The 21,663-nt window shown below is 62.5% G+C and carries 15 protein-coding genes; 4 read left to right on the forward strand and 11 right to left on the reverse strand.

Annotation, left to right across the window (positions count from 1 at the left end; genetic code table 11):
* The first annotated feature begins 21 nt into the window (after positions 1–21).
* Positions 22–3,012, forward strand: a complete 2,991-nt coding sequence (locus CENROD_RS08575) for a hybrid sensor histidine kinase/response regulator (protein WP_022774593.1) — start codon at positions 22–24, stop codon at positions 3,010–3,012.
* Positions 3,009–5,111: an EAL domain-containing response regulator gene (locus CENROD_RS08580; protein WP_022774597.1), complete on the forward strand. Its 2,103-nt coding sequence runs from the start codon at positions 3,009–3,011 to the stop codon at positions 5,109–5,111. Before CENROD_RS08575 ends, CENROD_RS08580 begins: the two co-directional genes overlap by 4 nt.
* Here the strand turns inward: CENROD_RS08580 and CENROD_RS08585 are convergent.
* Positions 5,089–5,784, reverse strand: a complete 696-nt coding sequence (locus CENROD_RS08585) for a hypothetical protein (protein ID WP_022774601.1) — start codon at positions 5,782–5,784, stop codon at positions 5,089–5,091. The genes CENROD_RS08580 and CENROD_RS08585 overlap by 23 nt on opposite strands.
* A 601-nt stretch (positions 5,785–6,385) precedes the next feature.
* Between CENROD_RS08585 and CENROD_RS08590 the strand changes: the two genes are divergently transcribed.
* Complete coding sequence (locus CENROD_RS08590) at positions 6,386–7,441, forward strand: hypothetical protein (protein WP_022774610.1); 1,056 nt, start codon at positions 6,386–6,388, stop codon at positions 7,439–7,441.
* Between the two features lie 38 nt (positions 7,442–7,479).
* Here CENROD_RS08590 and CENROD_RS08595 read toward each other — a convergent pair whose 3' ends face one another.
* The 10 genes from CENROD_RS08595 to nadB all read right to left on the reverse strand — a co-directional run bounded on the left by CENROD_RS08595 (position 7,480) and on the right by nadB (position 19,391).
* Positions 7,480–8,589 carry an MBL fold metallo-hydrolase gene (locus CENROD_RS08595; RefSeq protein WP_022774615.1) on the reverse strand — a complete coding sequence of 370 codons (1,110 nt, stop codon included), beginning with the start codon at positions 8,587–8,589 and terminating at the stop codon, positions 7,480–7,482.
* Positions 8,590–8,598: 9 nt separating this feature from the next.
* Positions 8,599–9,114, reverse strand: coding sequence for an NADH-quinone oxidoreductase subunit B family protein (locus tag CENROD_RS08600; protein ID WP_041194457.1), 516 nt, complete (start codon positions 9,112–9,114; stop codon positions 8,599–8,601).
* A gap of 10 nt (positions 9,115–9,124) precedes the next feature.
* The gene (locus tag CENROD_RS08605; protein WP_041194459.1) at positions 9,125–10,765 is read right to left on the reverse strand and encodes a hydrogenase large subunit; all 1,641 of its coding nucleotides are present in this window, start codon (positions 10,763–10,765) and stop codon (positions 9,125–9,127) included.
* Positions 10,762–12,222, reverse strand: a complete 1,461-nt coding sequence (locus CENROD_RS08610) for a hydrogenase 4 subunit F (protein WP_041194461.1) — start codon at positions 12,220–12,222, stop codon at positions 10,762–10,764. The genes CENROD_RS08605 and CENROD_RS08610 overlap by 4 nt, the downstream gene beginning before the upstream one ends.
* A 46-nt stretch (positions 12,223–12,268) precedes the next feature.
* A complete protein-coding gene (locus tag CENROD_RS08615) occupies positions 12,269–12,931 on the reverse strand; it encodes a hydrogenase-4 component E (RefSeq protein WP_022774627.1) in 663 nt (220 codons plus the stop codon).
* Positions 12,931–13,881, reverse strand: a complete 951-nt coding sequence (locus CENROD_RS08620) for a respiratory chain complex I subunit 1 family protein (protein ID WP_022774631.1) — start codon at positions 13,879–13,881, stop codon at positions 12,931–12,933. Before CENROD_RS08620 ends, CENROD_RS08615 begins: the two co-directional genes overlap by 1 nt.
* Positions 13,878–15,896: a hydrogenase 4 subunit B gene (hyfB, locus tag CENROD_RS08625; RefSeq protein WP_022774635.1), complete on the reverse strand. Its 2,019-nt coding sequence runs from the start codon at positions 15,894–15,896 to the stop codon at positions 13,878–13,880. Before hyfB ends, CENROD_RS08620 begins: the two co-directional genes overlap by 4 nt.
* 74 nt (positions 15,897–15,970) lie before the next feature.
* The gene (panC, locus tag CENROD_RS08630; RefSeq protein ID WP_022774638.1) at positions 15,971–16,849 is read right to left on the reverse strand and encodes a pantoate--beta-alanine ligase; all 879 of its coding nucleotides are present in this window, start codon (positions 16,847–16,849) and stop codon (positions 15,971–15,973) included.
* A 40-nt stretch (positions 16,850–16,889) separates the two neighbouring features.
* Entirely contained in the window at positions 16,890–17,771 is an 882-nt protein-coding gene (gene panB, locus CENROD_RS08635; RefSeq protein WP_022774639.1) for a 3-methyl-2-oxobutanoate hydroxymethyltransferase, read from the reverse strand.
* A 24-nt stretch (positions 17,772–17,795) separates the two neighbouring features.
* Positions 17,796–19,391 (reverse strand): L-aspartate oxidase, encoded by a 1,596-nt coding sequence (nadB, locus tag CENROD_RS08640; RefSeq protein WP_022774641.1) that lies wholly within the window; start codon positions 19,389–19,391, stop codon positions 17,796–17,798.
* A gap of 270 nt (positions 19,392–19,661) precedes the next feature.
* On the opposite strand from nadB, the gene mnmG reads away from it, so the two are divergent.
* The gene (mnmG, locus tag CENROD_RS08645) at positions 19,662–21,647 is read left to right on the forward strand and encodes a tRNA uridine-5-carboxymethylaminomethyl(34) synthesis enzyme MnmG (protein ID WP_022774645.1); all 1,986 of its coding nucleotides are present in this window, start codon (positions 19,662–19,664) and stop codon (positions 21,645–21,647) included.
* The last annotated feature ends 16 nt before the right edge of the window (positions 21,648–21,663 follow it).

A 21,663-nucleotide genomic window follows, 5' to 3' on the forward strand; every position in this document is an offset into this window, starting at 1 on the left:
GAGGTGTTGCGCGGGTTCACCATGTCCGCCCCTTCTGCTCCCTTCACGCGGCCCACACGTGCGCTCACCCGCGTGCTGCTGTTGCGCCTGCTGCCGATTTACCTGGTGTTTGTGTGCTTGGTCGTCGGGCTGCGTCTGGGGTTGGAATACGAGCGCGTGCGTACGCAGACCATCGAAGACCTACATGCGTTGGCATCGACGTCGGCTCCCAGCGCCGAATCGGCGCTGTGGGAATTCCAAGACTCGCTTATCGAAGCCATGGCGCGGGGCATCGGCGCGCATCCGATGGTGGTGTATGTTGACATTCGCGCCCTGCGCGGGGGGCTGAGCGCAACGTGGCAATCCGAGCGCCCGGTTGCGGTGTCGGAGGATTTGCGTGTCGTCCTCCCCCTCTATCGCCAAGGCATTGATAGCGTTCGCGAACATCTGGGAACGCTGACCATCGCGTCCAGCGACACGCTGCTGCGTGAGCGGATGCGTGCCGTTCTGATCCCCGTGCTCGTTTTTGGCACGGCGCAGTTGCTGTTCGTCAGCATCGTGCTGTGGTTGCTTGCGCATGCGTTGGTGGTGCGGCCACTGGTGGAGTTTTCCACGCAAGTAGCCGCGTTGACTGGCAGCGATTTGGGGCGCCCCATCGACCTGGGCACCATAGAAATCGCCGAAATCGACACCCTCCAGAGCGGGTTCAACCGCCTGATGCAGCAGCTCGCCGTCAGCCACGCCGAAGTTGCCGCGCACAACATCGCCTTGGAACACCGGGTTGCCTTGCGCACCCGGGAGGCCGAAGCCGCCAAACAAGCCGCAGAGCAAGCCAACCAGGCCAAGTCCGCATTCCTGGCCAACATGAGCCACGAGATTCGCACGCCAATGAACGCCGTGCTGGGGCTGACGCGCCTGCTGCTCGATACGCGCCTTGATGCCCAGCAGCGCGACTATCTGGAAAAGTCCTATGCCTCGTCGCGGGCTTTGTTGCGTATCCTCAACGACATCCTCGATTATTCGAAGATCGAAGCAGGCAGGCTGGAAATCGAGCGCGTGCCCATGCGTATCGAAGAAGCCTTGTGCGACGTGGCCGACCTGTTTGCCCCCCTGATCGACGGCAAGGGGCTGGAACTCTTCCTCGACATCGCTCCAGACCTGCCGCACGAAGTCATTGGCGACCCCCTGCGCTTGACGCAGGTGTTGCACAACCTTGTGGGTAACGCGGTCAAATTTACCGAGCGCGGCGAAATCCACGTTCAGGCCAGCGTGGCCCAGCAAGACGACGATGCGCTGCTGCTGCGTTTTGCGGTGCGCGATACGGGAATCGGGTTGTCCCGCGAGCAGGCCGAACGGCTGTTCCATGCCTTCAGCCAGGCCGACAACTCGATCACGCGGAAGTTTGGCGGAACAGGGTTGGGGCTGTCGATCAGCCAGCGCCTCGTCGAACTGATGGGCGGCGAGATCGCCGTTAGCGGTGAAGAAGGCAAGGGGGCCACGTTCACCTTCACCGTGCGCGTAGGCCGATCCCGCACCGTGACGCGGGACTTGCAGCAGCTTGGGCGCTTGCATGTTCTGGTTGCCGACGACCAAGAGACCTCTCGCATGATCTTGCGCCACCTGCTCGAAGCCTGGGGCTTTTCCTGCGAGTGCGTCCAATCTGGCGAGGCCGCGCTGCGTGCAATCCAGAAAGCCTTTGACGCCCAGCATCCCTTCGATGCCATCCTGCTCGATTGGCGGATGCCAGGGATGGACGGCCTGGCCGTGGCCCGCGCGCTCGAAACCCACAGCGCGGGACAGCCTTCGCCACTGATCTTCATGGTCACCGCGCACGACCAGGCTGATCTGCGCCGGGAGGCCGGTTCCCTGCCGCTCAGCGGAGTGCTGCGCAAACCGGTGACGCCCTCGTATCTGCTCGATGCGCTCCTCGACGCACGTGGGCAGCACGGTGGATCACAGGGGGGACAAGAGGGTGGACAACAGAGCGGTACACGCTTGCATCGCACGGTGCGTGCCGAAGCGTCCTGCGCAGTGCGCTTCGACGGGGCGCACATCCTGCTGGTCGAAGACAACCTCATCAACCAGGATGTGGCCGCTGGCTTCCTCAAAAAACGCGGCGTACACGTCACAGTGGCCGACCATGGCGGCGAGGCCGTGGCATGGATGAAAAAGTCCCCCTTCGACCTGGTGCTGATGGATTTGCACATGCCGGTGATGGATGGGCTGGAGGCCACGCGGCGAATCCGCGCCATGTCCTTGGCCCACCAGCCGCCGATCGTCGCGATGACGGCTGCGGTGTTGCAAGAAGACCGGGAGCGCTGCCAACAAGCGGGAATGGTCGATTTCGTCGCCAAGCCGGTCGATCCCGATGCACTGTGCGCCACGCTCGCCCAATGGCTCCCCCCGAAATACGTCCACAAGGACGCCCCCGAGCAGCCCACGCAGGCCGAATCTCTCCCAGCCCTGCCGGGTGTGCATACCGCCACCGCATTGCGGCGCGTGGGCGGAGACCCCGCATTGCTGCTGCGCTTACTGGGGCAGTTCTTGCAGGACCAAGCAGCATTTCCTGCACTGCTCGACGCAGCGTTGCAGCGTGGCGAGCGGGAGCACGCCCTCTCGCTGGTGCATACCCTCAAGGGGGTGTCGGCCAACCTGGGCATGCTTGATGTATCTGACGCTGCGCGCAACTATGAAGCGGAACTCAAAACCGCCATCGCAGGCAGCGGCAAACAACGCTTGCTCGAAGCGTTGGACAAGCAGCTCGACGCACTGCGCGTCGTGTTGCCCACGCCTGCTTCTGGCGAACGCGAAGGCCCTTCCCACGGCCAGTTGCGGGCGTTGCTCGACACCATTGACCCACTGCTCGCCGCGCAACGATTGGTACCGGAGGAAACGATGGTTGCGTTGCGTGCGTTTCCCTCGGTGGAATGCGCTGCGATGGTCGAAGCCATCGACCGTTTCGATTTCGACGGCGCGACGCAAGCCTCTTCCCGGCTACGTTCCACCCTGGCGCAATCGGGAGAGTCGGCATGAAGGGTCTCGAAACCACCCAGGGCAGACCGCTGGTATTGCTGGTCGATGACCAACCGACTAATCTGCACATCCTGTCCTCGGCGCTCAAAAGCGATTACGAGCTGTGCTTTGCCACGAGCGGTGAGACGGCGCTCAAACTCGCCCATGCCCTGCAGCCGCCGCAACTGATCCTGCTTGACGTGATGATGCCGGGGATGGACGGCATCGAGGTGCTGCGCCACCTGCGGGGCGACGAACGCACCCGGGACATCCCGGTCGTCCTGGTCAGTGCGGACACCTCCGAACAAACGCAGCTCGACGGGCTGGACCTGGGGGCCGACGATTACTTGACCAAGCCCGTACTCACTTCGGTGCTGCAAGCGCGGGTGCGCAACCTGCTGCTGCGCAAGCTCGGAGAAAGCCAGTTGCGATTGGCTGCGCATGTGTTCGAACACAGCGGCGAAGCCATCATCCTGTGCGACAACGACAACCGCATCATGGAGGTGAACCCTGCGTTTACGCGGATGACGGGCTATACCCAGGACGAGGTACGCGGCCAAGACCCCAAGCTATTGAGCGCGGGCCGCACCGAAGCGGGTCTCTACCAGGGCATGTGGGCCGCCATCCGCCAGAACGGTTTTTGGCAGGGCGAGATGTGGGATCGCCACAAAAATGGCAGCGTGTACCCCAAGCTGCTGACGATCTCGGTCGTGCGCAACCGCTTGGGCGGGGTGGACTATTACATCGGCAGCTTTGCCAGCCTGACCGAGCAAAAAGAGGCCGAGGATCGCATCCGCCACCTTGCGCACCACGATCCCCTGACCGGGCTGCCCAACCGGCTGCACCTGCAAGGAACGCTACAGCGGGACTTGGCGCTGTCTCGGCGCGAGAACCGGCCCCTGGGGCTGATGTTCATCGACCTCGACCGCTTCAAGACGATCAACGACACCCTGGGCCACCACGTTGGCGACGAGCTGTTGATGGAAGTGTCCCGGCGGCTGCGCAACTGCGTGCGCGAGAGCGACATCGTTGCCCGCCTGGGCGGGGACGAATTCGTCGTGCTGCTCAGCGGTGCGGGCGCTACTGCGGCGGCGCAGGTGGCCGAGAAGATCATCACTCTCGTCGCGCAGCCCTATGAAATGTACGGGCACACGCTGCGCACTTCGCCCAGCATCGGCATCAGCCTGTTCCCGGAAGACGGCGCAGATGCCGATACCCTGATGCGCAACGCCGATTTGGCGATGTACCAGGCCAAGTCCCGGGGGCGCAACAACGCGCAGTTTTTCAGCCAAGGCGTGAACCAGGCTGCACGAGAACGGCTGCGGCTGGAAAACGATCTGCATTTGGCATTGGAACGCGGGCAATTGCAGTTGTACTACCAGCCCTTGGTCGATACCTTGAGCACCGAGGTCGTCGTTGTCGAGGCACTGCTACGTTGGCATCACCCCGAACTGGGGATGGTGCCGCCGGATCAATTCATCCCTCTGGCCGAGGAAATCGGGCTGATCCTCCCGTTGGGGAGCTGGGTGCTCCACCAGGCTTGCCAACAATTGCGGCACTGGCGCGACGCAGGCCATGCCACCGTGCGCGTCGCCGTCAACTTGTCGCTGCACCAGTTGCGGCAGGAGAGTTTTGCGCACCATATCGTCGAAATTCTCCACGGCTACCGCCTGCATGGCCGCGACATCGAGCTGGAATTGACCGAATCGATGGCGATGCAAAACCCCGAAGAAACCATCCGGGTGCTGCATCTGCTACGCGCCCAGGCCATCGACTTGGCGCTCGACGACTTTGGCACGGGTTATTCCTCGCTGAATCACCTCAAGCTGCTGCCGATCCAGCGTCTCAAGCTCGACCGGTCTTTCGTCCGCGACATCGAAACCGACCCCCATGACACCGCCATCTGCTCCGCCACCGTGGCTCTGGCCCACGCGATGGGGCTGCGTGTCGTCGCGGAAGGGGTGGAAACCCCGGCGCAACACGCCTTTCTGCAATCGCTGGGCTGTGACGTGATGCAGGGATACCTGTTTGCCCGCCCTCAGCCCGCAGATGTGCTGGACTTGGGGCGGAGGTATGCGGGGGAAGGCTCTTACGCTCTTAGTACGACGATCCCACTGTAACGATGGTGGGCTGTGCGACGGAGGGCTGGGCTGCCTTGGTGACGGCTTCGCCGGTCAGCGGATCGATATCCACGCCAAACTTGGCGTAAAAGTCTTTCTTGTTGTTGTAGACGGGCTTGCCTGCATAACGGCCTTTTTGGTTGGTGATCGTTTCTTCCAGCCAGGCTTGGAATGCATCCGAGAAGTATCTTTGCGCTTTGTCGATGCCACCTTGCAGAATGGTGGCAATGAAAGATTGCTCCCAGGACCGGCCGCCATAACGTTGATTGGCATTCCAAACGAGGGACGTCGCATGGCTCATCGGGTCGCCTTTGCTGTTTGTGGGCATTTTGAAGCCATAGTCGGATAGCCAAAAGGTACCGACGATCAATTCGGGCTTGGCGACCTTGGTCTTGGCTTTTTTGGATTCCGCCTCCGGCTCCTCGATGGCCGACTTGGGTGGGTTCATCCGCATTTGTATTTCGTACGCGAAATCTACGAGCTTGAAATCGTAGTCCCGGATGTAGCCCTCGACCGTCACCCGGGCTTTCTCGCGCTCTTGGCCGTAGTCTTGCAGCGCCTTATTGGTTTCTTTGATCCGTGCGAACAGATCTTCCAAAGCCAACTCATCGTTGACAGCCTCCAGTCTTTGAATGAGCGCGGCTTTTTTCTGCAAAAATTCGTTGTATTTCATGGTGATCTCTTCAAGTAAAGGACGAAAAGGTGGAAAGATGTGAAAAGGAACGGTCAACAAGCCTCGAAAAAGCCTGTTGATCGAGAAATTGTACTAGCATTTTCTATCCCCGCCTTGTGTACTACCTTACCCTTTGGCATATCGGGTGGCGATTTGTTGATCACAGGCTACGGTAAGCAAACATCTTTGGGGCTTCGGAACCCATCGCGATGACCGGGCTACTAGTAGTGGGAACAAGGTTGGCGCATTCCGAGCTGTATCGCGACTTCCGTCGCTCCTACAACGTATTGGATGCGCTGCGCTTAGAACCTATTCCAGTAGGGGCTGCGCCATCGCATTGCACGCGGCGGCGGTGCTCGAAATCCTCATGTACTGTCAGTACATTCCGGTTCCTGCGCTCCGGCGCCACGCACACTGCTTCGGCTCGCCTGCCTACTGAAATCGGTTCTTAAATAGGTTCTTAGCAGGGTGGTATGGGCAACGGGGTGCGGTGTGGGGCGCGTCGATGGCGGCGAGGGCTGGAGTAGGCTGCTTCGCCGCGCTACGATCAAGCAGTGCCCAGCACCCCCACTGCAAGGATGACCGAGGAAAGGAGTCAACCATGACTGATGAATCCCTGTACCAACGCATTGCCGACGAGTTGGAACAAAACAAAACCGATCGCGTCACATGGACACGTGCGCTCGGCGAGTCCGGCGGGGATATAGAGAAAACCAAGGCGCTCTATATTCGGCTTCGTCTGGCCGAATTGAAAAAAATCGCAGCAGCGCAAGCGGAACCGATGCGCATGGCTGTAGAACCTCCTTCTGTCGAGGATCATGGCCTGCAATTGCTACGCACGGAATTGGCCAAAACGCTGGCTATCAACCAGGCATCGAGCTTTTATTCCGTTCTGCGTTTGCCTGCCAGCGCCAGCGATGCAGCCATTGCCCATGCCATTGCTGCGATGGAAGCCCAAATCGCCAGTGGCGCCCTGGCCTCTACACCCGAATTCAAATATGCCAGCGAGACACTGGGAAACCCCAGATTGAGGGAAAGCTACGACCGAAAGATGCTGGAACGTTTCCGTTCCGGTTCCACTACGGAATCCCGCCCACGGCGTCGTTCCGTGGAAGTGGAACCGGATAACGATAGCGTAGTGTTGTCGCTTTGGGCTACCCACAAGACTGGGATGATCGTCGCATCCGTATGCATTGCCATCGTCGGCTATATGCTGCTGGGATTTTTCAAGGAACAAAAAACCAGCGAAGTGCAAAAACAAGCGATCGACGCCACCATGTTGCAAACCAACCGCACGGCAGATAACGATGCCACGCGCGCCCAAACGGAAAGAATCCTGGTGGAAGGGGCCTTGGAAAACCAGGCAACGGCAATCGACCACACTGCGCAAATCCACAATAGATCACTGGACGTGGCAGAACGACGCCAACGCCAGGAAATGGAATACCGCACCGAGATGAATGCGCGGAATATGGAGATGCGCAGGCAAGAACAAGAACGGTACGCTGCCGTGCAAGCACAAAGGGCGCAAGAGCAACAAAGAATGATGGAAGAGCGCAAAGCGGCGAATGAAAAACGCTATTGGACGTGCATGAATTCGCACCTGGATCGCATGACCTCTGCCGAAGCCAGCGCACGCTGCTCTTCGTACCGATAGCGGAAATCGGAGACCATGCGGGGACCATCTGGCGGCAGTCACTCCCTCCACCACGCGCTGCCTGGGTGCATTTGCGAAAGGTCGAGGGGTTCCCCCATGCGGGGGGTGGTGACGGATACGCCGAGTCGCCGCGCTTCCTGGGTGACGCGCTCCGGCGGTTCGTTCCAGGGGTGGAACGCCAGCGAGAAGGTGCCGTGGTGAATGGGGAGCAGCCAGCGTCCGCGCAGGTCGCGGTGCGCTTGCACGGTCTGCTCCGGGAACATGTGGTTGCGCTTCCAACGGGGGTTGTAGGCGCCTGCTTCGAGCAGTGTCAGGTCGAAAGGCCCCAGCTTGTCGCCGATGGTGCGAAAGCCGTCGAAGTAGCCTGAGTCCCCGCTAAAAAAGATTCGCCATTGCGGAGTCAGGATGGCCCAGGAGCACCACAGGGTGCGGTTACGCCCCCACAACCACCTCCCGGAAAAGTGCTGCGTGGGCGTGGCCACCAGGCGCACCCCGGCGATCTCGGCCGATTCCCACCACGAGAACTGCCGCACCTTGTGTGCGGGAACGCCCCAGTCCCGCAGGATGTCGCCCACCCCGCGCGGGGCAAGGAAGTGCGAGGTTTTGCCCTGCAATGCGAGGATCGACCCTTGGTCGAGGTGGTCGTAGTGGTCGTGCGAGAGGATCACCGCCTCGATGGGGGGCAACTCTTCGATGGCGATGGGCGGGGGGTGGAAGCGACGGGGGCCGATCCAGGGAACCGGGGAGGCACGCTCGCCAAACATCGGGTCGGTAAGCCAGAACTTGCCGTGCAACTTGAGCAGCACGCTGGAATGCCCCATGCGCACCACGGTGCCTTCTGGCGCGGCAAGCAGGGCTGCGCGGGTCAGCGGCTGTAGGGGAATCGGCTTGTGCGGCGCCGTGTTCGCGGGCTTGTCAAACAAAAAGATCCACCACAGCCGTAGCCTGCGGTACCAGGGCCACGTGGAGGGCGAGGTGTCCACGTCGCTATCGCTGGCAGCTAGGCTGGGCGCGCTGGATGCAGCGTCGGCATGTAGCGGGATCGGGGGTGGGATGTGGGTTGCAATCTGGGTCGGAATCTGGGTCTGGGCCGATGCGCCCAGCGCAACGACCAGACAGGCGCCCGCCCAGAACAGCCACCGACGCATGGGGATGCGTTACCCAGCCCGCCGACGCACAGCGCGCAGAATGCCGCGCAGGATGTCCACAGGTGGTGGGGGGCAGCCGGGAACCGTTTCGTCAACGGGGAGCACGTCGCACAGCGCTCCCGCAGTGGCATACCCAGCGCCGAATACGCCGCCGTCGCAGGCGCAGTCCCCCACAGCGACGACGAGCCTCGGTTCGGGAACGGCCTCATAGGTGCGCAGCAGCGCCGCGTGCATATTGCGCGCCACGGGGCCGGTCACCAGCAATAGGTCGGCGTGGCGGGGGCTGGCGACGAAGCGGATTCCCAGCCCTTCGAGGTTGTAGTAGGGGTTGCCCATCGCGTGGATTTCCAGCTCGCAACCGCCGCAGGAGCCTGCATCGACCTGCCGGATCGTCAGCGCGCGCCCCAGCGTCGCCAGCAGTTCGGACTGGATGCGATGGGCTTCTTCGGCAGCCTCTGCGCCGATGTCCGGGGGCGGTTCGCTGCACACCCCGGCTGCAGCGATGGAACGAACGATGCGCCAAATCATCGTGGCCTCACAGGTCTTGCCCCGTGTAACTGAGGTTGAAGGATTTGTTGATCAGCGGAAAGTCCGCGACGATGTCGCCGATGATCGCGTGCTCCAGCGCAAGCCAGTTCTGCCAGGAAGGGTCATGCAGATGGCAACGCAGCAGGCGGTGGCCGCCTTCTTGCGTGGGAACGACTTCGAGCGCGGCCCAGACTTCGCCACGCCAGCCCTCCACCCAGCCCGCGCCCAGCACGGGGGTATCAGGCCATTGCGTGGGCCACGCTAGCGGGATGCGCACCGCTCCGGGCGGCAGGGAGTCGAGCACCTCGCGCAGCCACCGTAGCGATTCGAACAGCTCGTCGAAGCGAACGGCTGCGCGTGCGGCGACATCGCCATTGCGGCGCATTGCCACGCGCACCGGGTGCTTGGCGTAAGGCCCGAAGGGGTGATGGTGGCGCAGGTCAACGTTCTGGCTGCTGGCGCGGGCGCAGGGGCCGGTCAGCCCCAAGGTGGCGGCCAGCGTGGGGCTGACCTTGCCGGTGGTGACGAAGCGATCCTGCAAGGTGGCGTGTTCTTCGTAGATCGTGAACAGCTCGTGCGCGGCGCGCTCGGTGGCGTTGCAGACTTGGCGCAGCGTATCCAGTTGGGAGGCATCGATGTCCCGGGCCACGCCGCCGGGGACGATGGCATCCATCTGCCAGCGGTGCCCAAATACGGCGGCGGAGGCGCGCAGCCAGTCTTCCCGCAGGCGGGAGAACTGCGCCAGCGCGAAGGCAAAGGCCACGTCATTGGCCAGCGCGCCGAGATCGCCAAGGTGGTTCGCCACCCGCTCTCGTTCCAGCAGCACGGCCCGCAGCGTCTGCGCCCGGGGGGGGATGTCGGCGTGGGCAGCGGCTTCGAGCGCCATGCACGTGGCCCAGGTGTAGGCAACGGTCGAATCTGCGCAGACGCGGCCGGCAATGCGGCAGGCCTGCGCCAGATCGACCTCGGTCATCCGGCGTTCGATCCCCTTGTGCGTATACCCCAGCCGCTCTTCGAGCCGGAGGATTTTTTCCCCCACGACGCTGAAGCGGAAGTGGCCGGGTTCGATGATCCCGGCGTGAACGGGGCCGACGGCGATTTCATGTACCCCGTCCCCCGCCACGGGAATGAAGGGGTAGTCGCTGGTGGCGCCAGAGCGGTGCGGCCCAGGTGCGCCCAGGGGGCAAGGGGAAACACCGGGGGCGAAGAACCAAGCGCCGTGATCGAGCCAGGGGCGTGTGTCGGCAGCGCCTGCCGCGACGATGCCGCACAAATCCGCCGCAGCGCGCTGCATCCGTCCCGCAGCGGGGAACAGCGTGGACAGATCGGGGTACTGTGGTGTGGGGCTTGGCGGGGCGGGGTGTTCTGGAGTGGAGTGCTGCGCAGTGGTGTAAGGCGGGACAGTCGGCGGATCAGGCTGGAGAATAGGCTGAGGTATGGGCAGCGTGATGGGCAACGTGATCCACAGCGCGCCGGTCTTGCGCGCAAAAGCAGCGTGGATGTGCGGGGTTCCGCAGGCGCCGATGCTGCCCCACAGCGCGACCAACCGCGCCCCAGCCTCATGCAACGAGCGTGCGGTGCCTATCCACGCCTCGGCATCGACGACGGCGTGGGCAATGGGAACGGGCGTGGGCAATGGGGTACTCACCGTACACCCCCCAGCATCGCCCCGGCCAGCACGTACCACTGGTTCAGAAAGGCCGGGATGTACAGCCCCAGCAGCAATGCCAGCGCCAGGTGTACGAACACCGGCATCAGCGAAGGCGGGTGCGGCAGCGGTTTCCGATCCGTCTGGCCGAAGACCATCGGCAGAATCCGCGCGAGGATCGAGGCAAAAGCCACCCCCAGTCCTATGAACAGGAACGGCGTGGCCCAGGGGTGTTCCCGCATGGCCGTCGTCAGAATCAGAAATTCGCTGGCAAACACGCCAAAGGGCGGCATCCCCAAAATCGCCATCGTCCCCAGAATCAGCCCCCACCCCACGGAAGGGTGTACCTGAATCAGCCCGCGAATCTCGTCCATGCGCTGCGAACGTGCGTTCTGGGCGGCATGACCTACGGTGAAGAAGATGGCGGACTTGACCAAGGAATGCACTGTCATGTGCAGCAGCCCGGCAAAGTTCCCCGCAGGCCCGCCCATTCCGAAGGCAAAGGTGATCAGCCCCATGTGTTCGATCGACGAATACGAAAACATCCTCTTGACGTCTTTCTGGCGCGAGAGGAAAAACGCCGCCACCACCACCGAAAGCAGGCCAAAGCCCATCATCAATTGCCCGGCCATGGCCGTGCCGATGGCACCGTCAGTCAGTACCTTGCAGCGCAGCACGGCATACATCGCCACATTCAGCAGCAGCCCGGAAAGCACCGCAGACACGGGCGTAGGCCCTTGCGCATGGGCATCCGGCAGCCAGTTGTGCAGCGGAACGAAGCCGATTTTGGTGCCGTAGCCGACGAGCAAAAAGGCGAAAGCGAGGAACACGATGGTGGGGTCGAGCTGGCCCTTGATCGCTTCCAGCCCCGTCCACAGCAGGGTGGCGTTTTGTGGGCCGAGCACACGTTCTGCGGCCATGTAGAGCAGGATCGTTCCAAAAAGCGCCTGCGCGATGCCGACGCCGCAAAGGATGAAGTACTTCCACGCTGCCTCCAGGCTTTCGGAAGTGCGGTACACGCTGACAAGCAACACGGTAGTCAACGTGGCGGCTTCCATCGCCACCCACAGGATGCCAAGGTTGTTCGTCGTCAGCCCCAGCAGCATGGCAAAGCAGAAAAGCTGGTACATGCTGTGGTACAGCCGCATGCGCTTGGGGTTCATCTTGCCGTGATCCTGCTCGACGCGCATGTACGGCCCGGAAAAAATCGCCGTAGTCCACCCCACGAATGACGTGAGCGCAACGAGAAAGACATTGAGCGGATCGACGTAAAACTGCGCGCCCCACACCGTCTGGGGGCCGTTGCCGATGACTTGCAGCGTCAGCAGGCACGCGGACAGGAAAGTACAAACCCCAAAAGCCGTGTTCACTTGCGTGGCGTAGGCGCGGTGCCCGACAAGGCCCAACACCACACTGCCAGCGAGCGGAAAGGCGAGCACGAACCACAGCGCGCTCATTGCGGCCCCCACAGCGGTCCCTGCCCCGCAGCCTGCCCGCGCATCCTCATACGCCATCCTCCTTCAGCGCTTCGAGGTGGTGGATGTCGAGGGTGTCGAATTTCTCGCGCAACTGGAAGAGAAAGACGCCGAGGATCAGCACTGCCACGAGCACGTCGAGCGCGATGCCGAATTCGACGACCATGGGCATACCGTGCGTGATCGTGATCGCGGCAAGGATCAGCCCGTTTTCCATCGACAGGAACGCGACGATTTGCGCAACGGCTTTCGAGCGCGTGATCATCATCAAAAACGACAAAAAGATGCACGCCAAAGCGATGCCCAGCGCAGCACCGGCAATCGAATCGGATAAGCGGGAAACGGGCAACGCCAGGCTGAAGGCGAAGATGACGAGCATGATCCCGATGAGCATCGTGCTGGGGATATTGAGCAGGGTTTCGACGTCCCAGCGCACATTGAGCTTGCGGATGAGGCGATGCAGCAGCCAGGGAATGCACAGCACCTTCAGCACCAGCGTCAAGGCCCCGGAAACGTAAAGATGCGGCTGGTTCGACACGGCAGCCAGCAGAAACGACGTGGCAACGAGAGCAGCCCCTTGCGCAAGGAACAGATGGAGCAGCGTGACAATGCGCCGCTGCGCAATCATCGCGAAAGACAGCAGCAGGATCAGCGTGGCAAACAGGTGGATGAGCTGCGGGACGTGTCGCATCACCGTACCCCCAGCAACACATTGACCAGCAGGCCGATGACCGCGAGCAGAAACGCGGTGCCCAGAAATTCCGGCACCCGGAAGATGCGCATCTTGGCGCTGAGGGTTTCAATCCACGCCAGCAAAAAGCCCCCGATGGCGAGCTTGCCCATCAACACCGCTACCGCAGAAGCCAGCGCGACAGGCTGGTGCGACTGCGCCACCCCCCACGGAAAAAAGATCGCCAGCCCGATGCACGAATACGAAAAGAGCTTGAGGCTCGCCGCCCATTCCATCAGCGCGAGGTGCCGGCCGGAGTATTCGAGCAGCAGGGCCTCATGCACCATCGTGAGTTCCAGGTGCGTGTCGGGGTTGTCGACCGGGACACGGGCGTTTTCGGCAAGCGAGACCATCGTGAACGCCACACCGGCCAGCAGCAGGCTGGGGTAAATCACCAATTCGCGGTGGCTGAGGGTATCGACGATCGTGGCCAGCGACGTCGAACCGGTGATGGTCGATGCGCAAAACAGCACCATCAGCAAAGCCGGTTCAGCCAGAAAGCCGACGAGCATCTCCCTACGCGCGCCCAGCGTGCCGAATGCGGTGCCCACGTCCATTGCCGCCAGCGAGAGGAATACCCGCGCCAAGGCAAACAACCCGACGAGGGCAATGGCATCGGCGGCGGGGGCCAGGGGCAGTTCTGTCGACAACGTGGGAACGATCGCGCACGTCAGCAACATGCAGCCGAAAACGAGGTACGGTGCCATCCGAAACAACGGCGAGGCCCCCTGCGCGACGAGGCATTCCTTGTGGAAGAGCTTGTGCAGGTTTCGGTACGGCTGGAGCATGCTCGGGGGCTGTTTGTTCTGCAAGCGGATGCGCCAACTCTGCACCCACCCCGATAGCAACGGGGCCAGCGCCAGCGCGAGCACAAGCTCCAGCCCTTGGACGAAAACACCACCGGCAGTCATCGCATCACGAACCACAGCACCAGCAGCAGGGTGCCGAAGCTATAGAGAAGGTACACAGCAATGCGCCCGCGCTGCAACAGGGCGACGAAGCCGGAAATGCGCTCGACGAGCGCGGCGACGGGAAGGTATAGCCCGCGCCAGAAGGGGTCTTCGAGCGTGACCCGGTACTGCGGCTGGGTATCCCAGGGGCTGGGCAGATTGCGATGCATGAGGAAGAACGGCGCAAAGATCTGGCGGATCGGCTGGCCGAAGCCTTCGGCGCTGTCTTGCATGCGTGCATTGGCCACGGGGTACCCGCAGCCCCAGGCCGGAACGCGCCGTACCCGGCCGTGGTACCGCTTGCGAACCAGATAGAACGTCAGCCCCACGGTACACAGCACGCCCAACAGGAACAACAGCGGCGCATAGCTTGCGCGTTCGACATCGACGGGAACCAGCAGCCAGGACGCCCCCTGCGACGATGGCGCAAGCACCCCACCGACGAGCATCCGGGTAACGGGCGCCATCCACGCGATGACTTGGTTCGGGAACAGCCCCAGCAGCACGCAACCCGCAGCGAGCCAGAGCATCCCGATCCGTTCACGGATACCAGCATCGCGTGCGGTGGCGATTTTTTCCTCGCGTGGCTGGCCCAGAAAGACGACGCCGAAATACTTGACCATCGTGTACCCGGAGAGCGCGGCGACAAGCGCGACCCACGCAGCCAGCACGGGGACGAGCATGTCCAGCGAAGAACTGGGCAGCCCGGTCGTGAACAAAAAGGTTTGCAACAACAGCCATTCGGCGACGAAGCCCCCGAAGGGCGGCAGCCCTGCGCAAGCCAGCACGCCGACGAGCGTGGGCCAACCTACCCAGGGCATGAATCGCAACAGTCCCCCCAGCTTGCCCAGACTGCGCTCCCCTGTGGCGTGCATCACCGCGCCCGTGCTGCAAAACAGCAGGCCTTTGAAAAAAGCGTGGCTAAGCATGTGGTACAGCGCGGCAGTCAGCGCCAGTGCGGCGAAGGTGGACATCGCATACGCAGCACACAGCAGCGCCAGCCCCAGCCCCGTGCAGATCAGCCCGATGTTCTCGATCGAGGAATAGGCGAGCAGGCGTTTCATCTCCGTCTGCACGGTCGAAAACACGACGCCAAACAGCGCGGTACACAGCCCCAGCAGCATCAACGCCAGCCCCCACCACCACAGAGGGTGCGCAAGCAAATCAAAAGCGACGCGGAGCAACCCATACAGCGCAATCTTGAGCATCACCCCGCTCATCAACGCCGAAAAGGGCGACGGGGCAGCGGGGTGTGCCTCCGGCAACCAGGCATGGACGGGAAGCAAGCCCGCCTTCGCGCCGAAACCGAACACCGCCAGCGCAAAAGCGACGGAAGCCCAGCCGTTGGGGAGTTGCTGCGCACGCATGTTGGCAAAGGTGTAGTCCCCCGTATTGGCCTGCAACAGCCCGAAACACAGAAAGATGGCCAATGCCCCGATGTGTGCGATCAGCAGGTACAGATACCCCGCGCGGCGAATGTCGGGAATGCGGTGGTTGGTAATGACCAGGAAGAACGAGGACAGCGCCATCGATTCCCACATCACCATAAAGGCATAGGCATCGTCGGCCAGCACCACCAGCACGATGCTGGCGAGGAAGACGTGGTACTCCAGGCAGATCAAGCCCGGCGCAGTGCCCTCCCCCGTGCGGAAATACCCTGCGGCGAAGGTCGAAATACCCGCAGACGCAGCGCCGATGAGCGCAAGGAAAAAGGCTGAGAGGGCATCCAGCCGCAAGTGAAACGGCAGGTTAGGCAGGCCCAAGGGCAAGATGGCGTGCTGCGTCGGCCCCAAAGTAGCCACCACCCCCACAGCCAATAACACCAGTGACAGCACGGCCCCGGTGGGAAACAACACCAGCGCGACAAAGCGCAACCGCCGCATCGCCACCACCCCCGCCACCCCGATAAGCAGCCACGCCACCACCACAGCCAAAGCCCAATCCAGGCTTGCCCATGGGCGCAGAAAGTCGGTCATTGCGGGTGTGAAAGTGGGGAAGGGAGGATGTTACTGCGGGGGGGGTGGGGGCGTGATACGGCAATTCCGGTGCTCTATGGGGCCTCGGCGCATCCACCCAACTCTCCTACCAGTAGGTTGTCGATCAATCTGGTACGTCCCAATCTGGCAGCGCCGAGCACGATCAGTCGGTCTGCTGCGATGGGGGTGGCCAGGTCTTGTGGGGTGGGTTCCTGCAAATCAGCACTGCGGCGTATGCACAGATAGTCCACGCTCCATCCACGCGCCTGCATGGCCTGGGTTGCCTGGGTTTCGAGGCTGGGGACATCCTGCGCACCGTCGCGCAGCGCCTGGGCCATCGTCCGCAGCGTTTGGGAGAGCTGCACGGCCTCCACCCGCTCGGCGGCATCGAGATAGCGGTTGCGCGAGGACAGCGCCAGCCCGTCCTTGCTGCGCACAGTCGGGTGGCCGACTACGTCGATGGGCAAGGCAAACTGCGCAACGAGCTGGCGAACGACGAGCAGTTGCTGGTAGTCCTTATCCCCGAATACGGCGACTGCCGGGCGAACGATCCCGAACAGCTTGAGCAGCACCGTGCTGACCCCCACGAAAAACCCTGGGCGGAAATGCCCTTCCAGGATGTCTGCCAGTGCGGCGGGTGGATGCACCTTGTACGTTTGCGGAACGGGGTACAGCTCCGCTTCCGCAGGGGCGAAGACGACATCGCAACCCTCGCGCTCCAGCGCTTCGTAGTCTTCTTGCGGGGTGCGTGGATAGGTGTCGAAATCTTCGTGCGGGAGGAATTGCAGCCGGTTGACGAAGAGGCTGGCCACGGTCACGTCGCCCAGCACACAGGCACGCTGTACCAGCGCAAGATGGCCCTCGTGCAAATTGCCCATCGTCGGGACGAAGGCGGGTCGGTGAAACGCTGCGAGATGCTGCCGAAGTGCAGCGATGGTCTGGACGATAAGCATGGAAGCGAAAGAACGGAAAGAACGCGCGGACGACCTGTGCCTACCAGGCATGCAAGCTGTCGTCGGGGAAACTGCCGTCTTTGACGGCGCACACATACGACCGCAGCGCAGCCTCGATGCCGCCGCCTTCGGCCAGAAAGTTGCGCACGAAGCGTGGTGTACGGCCCAGCCCGACCCCCAGCACATCGTGCAACACCAGCACCTGCCCGGCGGTGCCGCGCCCGGAGCCAATGCCAATCGTTGGGCAATGGGCCAACGCTGCGGTGATGTCCGCAGCCACCTGCGCCCGCACCATCTCCAACACCAGCATGGCGGCGCCAGCCTCTTGCAAGGCCACGGCGTGCGTGCGCAGCCTGGATGCATCGTCAGCCGTGTTGCCTTGCACGCGGTAGCCCCCCAGGGCGTGGACGCTTTGCGGCGTCAGCCCGAGGTGCGCGCAGACGGGGATGCCCCGCTCGGTCAGGCAACGTACAGTGTCCGTCGTCCACCCTCCCCCTTCCAGCTTGACCATGTGCGCGCCGGCCTGCATCAGGGCCACGGCGTTGCGCAGCGCTTGCGAGGGAGATTCGTGGTACGAGCCATAAGGCAAGTCTGCGATCACCATGGCCGTACCGCTCGTGCGGGCCAGCCCGCGTGCAACGCATTCGACGTGGTAGCACATCGCATCCATCCGCACGGGTACCGTGCTGGGGTGGCCTTGGCAGACCATTCCCAGCGAATCGCCGACAAGGATGGCGTCGACCCCCGCTGCGTCGGCCACGGCTGCGAACGTGGCGTCGTAGGCCGTAAGCATGGCGATGGCTTCCCGCCGCGTATGCATCTCGCGCAGGCGGGGCAGGGTGAAGGGTTTGCGCTGCTCTGCACGTTGCCCTATGTGTGGCCCTAGCCCTGTATGCAGCCCTGCGCAGTCGTTGGAAGGCATGGTTGGGGTCATCGGCTACATCGGCTAACGGCGAGGGGCCAAGATGGTGGGGCGCGCCTCGGGCAGCAGATCGGGGTAGTCCCGGCTGCAATGCAGCCCCCGGCTTTCGTGGCGCTGCTGCGCGCTGCGAACGATCAGCTCCGCGACGAGAACGAGGTTGCGCACTTCCAGCAAATCGCGCGTGATGGGACAGTGCGCGTAGTACTCGTGGATTTCACTGCGCAACAGGGCGATGCGGTGTTGGGCGCGATCGAGCCGCTTGTTCGTGCGGACGATGCCAACGTAGTCCCACATGAAACGGCGCAATTCGTCCCAGTTGTGCGAAAGGATCACGGCCTCGTCTGCATCGCTGACCTGGCTGACATCCCAGGCCGGCAGCGCGGGAACGGGCCGGTTGCCTTGGCGGACGATGTGTTCCACCGCAGCCTGCGCAAAAACCATGCATTCGACCAGGGAGTTGCTGGCAAGGCGGTTGGCCCCATGCAGGCCGGTACATGCCATTTCTCCAATGGCGTACAGGCCCTGCAGAGGCGTTTTGCCGTCGAGGTCGGTGGCTACCCCGCCGCATGCATAGTGCGCAGCGGGAACGACGGGAATCGGCTGTTTGGCGATGTCGATGCCCAGTTCCAGGCACCGTTGGTGGATGGTGGGGAAGTGCTCGATCAGGAATGCTTCGCTCTGGTGGCTGATGTCGAGGTAGACGCAGTCGTGACCGCCTTTTTTCATCTCGAAGTCGATCGCACGCGCAACGATGTCCCGGGGAGCCAGCTCTGCACGCGGGTCGTGACGAGGCATGAACCGCGTGCCATCGGGCAATAGCAATTTCCCCCCTTCCCCGCGAACGGCTTCGCTGATCAGAAACGATTTGGCGTGGGGGTGGTAAAGGCAAGTCGGGTGGAACTGGATGAACTCCATGTTCTGGACCCGGCAGCCTGCGCGGTACGCGGCTGCGATGCCGTCGCCCGTCGCGGTATCAGGGTTGGTGGTGTAGAGGTACACCTTGCCCAGCCCCCCCGTGGCCAAGATCGTATGGCTCGCTGCGAAGGTCAGCACCTGGCCCGTGGCGTTATCCAGCGCGTACAGCCCAAGGCAACGCTTGCCGGGCAAACCCAGCTTGCGCGTCGTAATCAGATCGACCAGGGTATGTTGCTCGCACAGCGTGATGTTGGGCGCTTCGAGCACGGCCTGCATCAGCGACCGCTGGACGGCGGCGCCTGTGGCGTCCGTGACATGGACGATGCGCCGTGCGCTATGCCCACCCTCCCGGCCCAGGTGCAACTTGCCATCGTGTTCCGAAAAAGATACCCCCATTTTTTGGAGCCAACCGATGGCATGGGGGGCGTGCTCGACGACAAAACGGGTGACGGTGGGGTCACACAACCCTGCACCGGCGATCAGCGTGTCTTGCACGTGGGCGTCGAAGCTGTCGTTTTGATCCCAAACGGCGGCAATACCTCCCTGCGCCCAGCAACTCGAACCATCGCAGCGATGGCTTTTGGTGAGCACGGCGACCGAGCAAGTACGGGGCAAAAGCAGTGCGGCGCTGAGTCCAGCCAAACCACTGCCGACGATGAGCACGTCAAAAGAACGTGGAGAAGTAGGGGAAGTAGGGGAGGTCATACGAAACCGGAACCGAGCTGACGAGCGGCCACAAGGCCCGCGCCGATAGCCAATACTGGGCGAGAAGGCCTGAGCATATACGTTCTCTGCCGTGCCTGAGGGCTGGGTTTTTCTGCGGCTTTTCCGATTTGTGGGGACACAATCGACGCTTCTGCCCCATCCAGGACTTCCGCACAATTGTCTTGGCTAGGCCTATCCACGCAGGCCATACAAAGCCGTACAGCCAGCGGGTATCACGACGCTGTCCCTCACCCACCACCGGAGTTACCCATGCTGTATCCAGACCATTTCGATGTCATCGTCGTTGGTGGAGGGCACGCCGGGACGGAGGCTGCGTTGGCGGCGGCGCGGATGGGGTGCAAAACGCTGCTGTTGACGCACCAGGTCGAAACCCTGGGTCAGATGAGCTGCAACCCGTCGATCGGGGGCATCGGCAAGGGGCATTTGGTCAAGGAAGTCGATGCGCTGGGTGGCGCGATGGCGCTGGCCACCGACGAAAGCGGCATCCAGTTCCGCATCCTCAATTCGAGCAAGGGCTACGCAGTGCGTGCCACACGTGCCCAAGCGGATCGGCTGCTGTACCGCGCGGCGATTCGCACCAGGATCGAGAACCAGCCCGGGTTGTGTCTGTTCCAGCAGGCTGTCGATGACATTCTGGTGCAGGGAGACCGCGTTACGGGCGTGGTCACGCAGATGGGCATTCGCTTTGCTGCCACGACTGTCGTGCTGACTGCGGGTACCTTTTTGAACGGATTGATCCACATTGGCCTTCAGCATTGCCCCGCTGGCCGTGCGGGGGATGTCTCTTCGACGGCGCTGGCAGCGCGTCTGATGGAGTTGCAGCTTCCACAGGGCAGGCTCAAAACGGGCACCCCCCCGCGCATTGATGCTAGGACGATTGACTTTTCCCGATGTACCGCACAGCCGGGGGATGGGATGCCCGGCGGGTTGCATGGCGGGATGCCGGTATTCAGTTTTTTGGGCACGCCACAGATGCACCCGCAGCAAGTGCCGTGCTGGATCACCCATACCAACGAGCGCACGCACGACATCATTCGCAGTGGTCTGGATCGCAGCCCGTTGTTCCGAGGCAAGATCGAAGGCATCGGCCCCCGGTATTGCCCCAGTATCGAAGACAAGATTCACCGGTTTGCCGACAAGGACAGCCACCAAATCTTCCTCGAACCCGAAGGGCTGACAACAACTGAGTACTACCCGAACGGAATCAGCACCAGTCTTCCCTTCGATATTCAGCTCGCCCTGGTGCGCAGCCTGCCTGGGCTGGAAAGCGCGTACATCCTGCGCAGCGGCTATGCCATCGAGTACGACTACTACGACCCGCGTGCGCTCCACAGCACGTTCGAGACCCGCCAAATCGCCGGATTGTTTTTCGCAGGCCAGATCAATGGAACGACGGGCTACGAGGAGGCCGCAGCGCAAGGCTTATACGCTGGGGTCAATGCAGCGCTTCGTTCTGGCGCACGGTGCGCGTGGACGGGGGACAGTTGGACCCCGGCGCGCAACGAAGCCTATCTTGGCGTGATGATCGACGACCTGATTACCCGTGGCGTGACCGAACCGTACCGCATGTTTACCAGCCGTGCGGAATTTCGACTGCAACTGCGCGAGGACAACGCCGATTTGCGCCTCACCGAAACCGGGCGCAAGCTCGGATTGGTCGACGATCAGCGCTGGGATGCGTTTTGCCGCAAGCGTGACGCCGTTTCACGTGAAACGGAGCGACTGCGTTCCACCTGGGTAGGCCCGCACAACCTGGATGCGGAAGAGGCAGCCCGGATATTCGGGCGTGCGCTGGAGCATGAATACAACTTGGCCGATCTGCTACGCAGGCCCGATGTGCATTACGAGGGCCTCATGACCATGGCAGGTGGCAAGTTTGCCAGCGATGTTTCCCGTGAAACATCGCGCGAGATGGTGGCAGCGCAGGAACAGGTCGAAATCGAGGCAAAGTACGCCGGGTACATCCAGCGCCAACAAGGGGACATCGCACGCGCCGCGCACCACGAGCACCTCGAATTGCCGCCCGATCTCGACTACATGGGCATTGCATCGCTGAGCATTGAGGTACGGCAGATTCTGCACAAGCACAAGCCGCGCACCTTGGGGCAGGCGTCGCGGTTGTCCGGGGTGACTCCGGCGGCCATCTCGCTGCTGCTGGTGTATCTCAAAAAACACCCAGCGATAGGGAAAAAATCCCTCGGCGACAGCCTTGATTCCGAGAATCTGGATACGTAGAACCCATTTCAGCCCC

Origin of the sequence: Candidatus Symbiobacter mobilis CR (genome assembly GCF_000477435.1) — a bacterium.
Lineage (GTDB): Bacteria > Pseudomonadota > Gammaproteobacteria > Burkholderiales > Burkholderiaceae_C > Rhodoferax > Rhodoferax mobilis.